Genomic DNA, 3133 nt, shown 5'->3' with positions numbered 1-3133 from the left:
GATCGACTTCACCGCCGTGGCCGAATTCGAGCAGAAGAACGGCGAGAGCAGCGGCTATGTCAAGAAGGTCGAAGCCATCGGCATGGATTTGACCGACAACGTCAAGAACGACCTGCTCGCCGCCTTCCGCAATTTCGGCTTCGAGCCGCCGGAGGGCGCCGACATCAAGGACCTCTCCTGGGTCCAGATCCCCGGCATCAAGCGGATCGAGATCCGCCGCGACCTCGTCGTCCTCGAGCGTGTGCCCAAGCCGGGCGGCCCGAGCTGAGCTCTTCCCCCTTTGGAAAAGGGGGATCAAGGGGGATTTGAAACGGTGGCTTTGGCTACAAACTCCGTTATTTGCTTTGCCGCGGCTTCAAATCCCCCCTGCCCCCCTTTTTCAAAGGGGGGATTCAACGATTTTCACTTAAAATAAGGAATCCGGCTGAGCATCAAGCCGACGTAGGCCGCCGCGCTCATCAAGACCAGGTTGAGGATGGCGACCCCCCGCATCCGACCGACGATCTTATCGACCAGCTCGGCCGGGACCTGGTCTTCCATCGCCTTCTCGCCGGTGCCGGTGAGGCGGAGGGCCAAGCCGAAGCTCTGGTAAGCGGCCAGGATGTAGACCGGGAAAAAGATCAGCAGCTTGACGATCAAGACCGTCGAAACCTCGTTGAAGTACTGCATGCCCATGAAGATCTTATAATCGGTGAGGCGAATCGCACCGGTCACCACCATCAAGGACATCGTGAGCAGGAAAGTGATGTGGTAGAACTTGACGTGGCGGCGCAGGGCCTGGGTTCGGGCCTCGCCCTCGAGGTGCTTGTTGATCATCGGCACCGCGCCGAAGGCGAAATAAAAGGCCGCGCCCATGCCGACGGTCCAGCAGAGCAAGTGGGAGAGGATGAGTAAATAAGATTCGATGCTCACGGCTTGGGGGCTTCCTTCCCTTCGAACTTCTCGACGATTTCGACGCAGAACTTTTCCATCCGGTACATGTACATGAGGGCCAGGATCTGGGTGAACATCCAGAGCAGCATCGTTCCCAGGATCCAGCCGAGATGGCCGCGCAGGCCGGTCAGGCTGCGGTCGCCCATTCCGGTGTCGATGGCGATGCAGAACAGGACGAAGGTGCCCAGGTTGAGCAGGTTGAGCAGTATTTTCACGACTTGGCCTCCCACCCTTTTACCTCATTCACAAAGCGCTTTGGGTTTAGCGCCCGAGGGTTATAATTCGGCCATATCCTGGTCAAGTCAAAAGGAGGCCCCATGTCCCCTGGGTTGTTTCGAGCCGGTATCGGCTTGCTTTCAGCGCTCTGCATTCTAAGCTGCGCCAAGAAAAAAGAAGAGGCTCCGCCGGCGCCAAAGCCGGCGGCCGTCGCGACGCCGGCACCGGAAACGAAGCCGCCCGAGACCAAGCCTTCCGAAACCCAACCCAGCGCCGAAACCAAGCCGCTGGCCGCCGGCGCCAAGCCGGCCGAGGGCGCGCCCTGGATTCAAGTTCCTCTGGGCCTCGACACCCTGCTCAACTTCCCGGCCGACAACATCCCGACTCCCGAGAAAATCGAGCTCGGCCGCTTGCTTTATTTCGACAAACGGATCTCGCACGACGTGACGATCTCCTGCGCCACTTGCCACGACCCGGCCCGCGGCTGGACCGACAACCAGCCGGTCTCGACCGGCATTCACGGCCGCAAGGGAACACGCAGCGCACCGACCGTCATCAACTCCACTTATTATTTGGTTCAATTTTGGGACGGCCGGGCCAAGAACCTCGAGGAGCAGGCCTTGGGTCCCATCGTCAACCCCTCGGAGATGGGCAGGGGCAAGCATGAGGAGATGATCGCCACCCTGACCGGCATCCAAGCCTATAAGCCGCTCTTCCAAAAGGCCTTCGGCGATCCCAACATCACCAAGGAGCGGGTCGCAATGGCCATCGCCTCCTTCGAGCGGACCGTTCTCGGCGGCAACTCCAAGTTCGACCGTTACGGCAACGGCGACAAGACCGCGATGAACGAGTCGGAGATCCGCGGCCAAGAGCTCTTCTTCGGCAAGGCCAACTGCACTAAGTGCCACGTCGGCACCAATTTCAGCGACAGCGACTTCCACAACTTGGGCGTCGGCATGAAGGCGCTGAAGCCGGACTTCGGCCGCTTCGAGGTGACCAAGGACGAGAAGGACAAAGGCGCCTTCAAGACGCCTTCGGTCCGCGACGTCACCCGCACTGCGCCCTACATGCACGACGGCTCGATCAAAACTTTGGAAGAGGTCGTCGAGCTCTACGACAAGGGCGGCGAGCCCAACAAATGGCTGGATTTCCGGGTGGTGAAGCTGAACCTGACGCCGCAGGAGAAAACCGACTTGGTCAATTACATGAAGGCCTTGGATAGCGAGCCTTATCCGATGGTGCCGGAGCCGACGGGGTTTCCGCAGTGAGTTGTCATTTCCGCTCCGGTATCAGATTGAGCCGTTCGGCGATCCAGTATTTGATCAAGGCTTGCCGAGTGAGGCCCAATTCCCGCGCCTTGAGGTCGACACGGCGAAGGATCGGAGGCGGAAAGTCAATGTTCACCCTCTTGGTCTTAGTGTCCAGCAAGTCGGCGATATCGTGATTCTCGAAATAGGCGTCGAACTCGGCGGCGTTCTTGGGCTTCTTAGAGGCTTTTTTCATAAAGCTGAATCTCCTTTTCACGCGACCGCCGGCAACTGATGATGCGAATTCGCCCCGCTCTCAGCGTAAAGATGCAGGTATAAAGCTTGCCTTCCAAGGGGCCGATGATAGCAAAGCGGTCTTCATACTCGTGGCGGGCGGCGAATTCAACCGCTGGCCCTTGCCACAACAGTCTCGCTTTTTCGAAATCGATGCCGTGTTTTTCAAGATTTTTTCGGCTTTTCGGGGCATCAAATTCGAATTCCACTTAGAAAATATACAAAAATGGTATATTTTTTCAATCCACAATTGGGATTACCCGCAAGAAGGAAAAGCAAGGGCGGCGAGCCCAACAAATGGCTGGATTCCGGATGGTGAAGCTGAACCTGACTGGATTCATGGCCGCTGGCTTATTTGCTTGTTTTGCGACCTTGCTCGTCATTCGATTCTTGATGATGTTTTTGCTCGCCGGAAGGAATGTCCGTGGGGCCGGCTGCGGCGT

The 3133-nt window shown here is 58.0% G+C and carries 6 protein-coding genes; 2 read left to right on the top strand and 4 right to left on the bottom strand.

Features of this window, described 5'->3' with window-relative positions; genetic code table 11:
* A partial coding sequence (locus VJR29_10675) for a hypothetical protein (GenBank protein HKY63874.1) occupies positions 1–268 on the top strand: 268 nt, incomplete at its 5' end.
* A gap of 134 nt (positions 269–402) precedes the next feature.
* Here VJR29_10675 and VJR29_10670 read toward each other — a convergent pair.
* Entirely contained in the window at positions 403–912 is a 510-nt protein-coding gene (locus tag VJR29_10670; protein HKY63873.1) for a hypothetical protein, read from the bottom strand.
* Positions 909–1148 (bottom strand): hypothetical protein, encoded by a 240-nt coding sequence (locus tag VJR29_10665; GenBank protein ID HKY63872.1) that lies wholly within the window; start codon positions 1146–1148, stop codon positions 909–911. The genes VJR29_10670 and VJR29_10665 overlap by 4 nt, the downstream gene beginning before the upstream one ends.
* Before the next feature lie 102 nt (positions 1149–1250).
* Between VJR29_10665 and VJR29_10660 the strand changes: the two genes are divergently transcribed.
* The gene (locus tag VJR29_10660; GenBank protein HKY63871.1) at positions 1251–2417 is read left to right on the top strand and encodes a cytochrome c peroxidase; all 1167 of its coding nucleotides are present in this window, start codon (positions 1251–1253) and stop codon (positions 2415–2417) included.
* A gap of 4 nt (positions 2418–2421) precedes the next feature.
* Here VJR29_10660 and VJR29_10655 read toward each other — a convergent pair whose 3' ends face one another.
* On the bottom strand, positions 2422–2652 hold the full coding sequence (locus VJR29_10655) for a CopG family transcriptional regulator (GenBank protein HKY63870.1): 231 nt from the start codon (positions 2650–2652) through the stop codon (positions 2422–2424).
* On the bottom strand, positions 2636–2899 hold the full coding sequence (locus VJR29_10650) for a BrnT family toxin (GenBank protein HKY63869.1): 264 nt from the start codon (positions 2897–2899) through the stop codon (positions 2636–2638). The genes VJR29_10655 and VJR29_10650 overlap by 17 nt, the downstream gene beginning before the upstream one ends.
* Between the last annotated feature and the right edge of the window lie 234 nt (positions 2900–3133).

This window comes from bacterium (assembly GCA_035281585.1).
Classification (GTDB): domain Bacteria; phylum UBA10199; class UBA10199; order DSSB01; family DSSB01; genus DATEDP01.
This window is presented reverse-complemented; position numbering and strand designations above follow the sequence as displayed.

Coding starts and splice junctions, on each gene's coding strand:
- VJR29_10655 (HKY63870.1), bottom strand. CDS start 2,652: ATGAAAAAAGCCTCTAAGAAGCCCAAGAACGCCGCCGAGTTCGACGCC.
- VJR29_10660 (HKY63871.1), top strand. CDS start 1,251: ATGTCCCCTGGGTTGTTTCGAGCCGGTATCGGCTTGCTTTCAGCGCTC.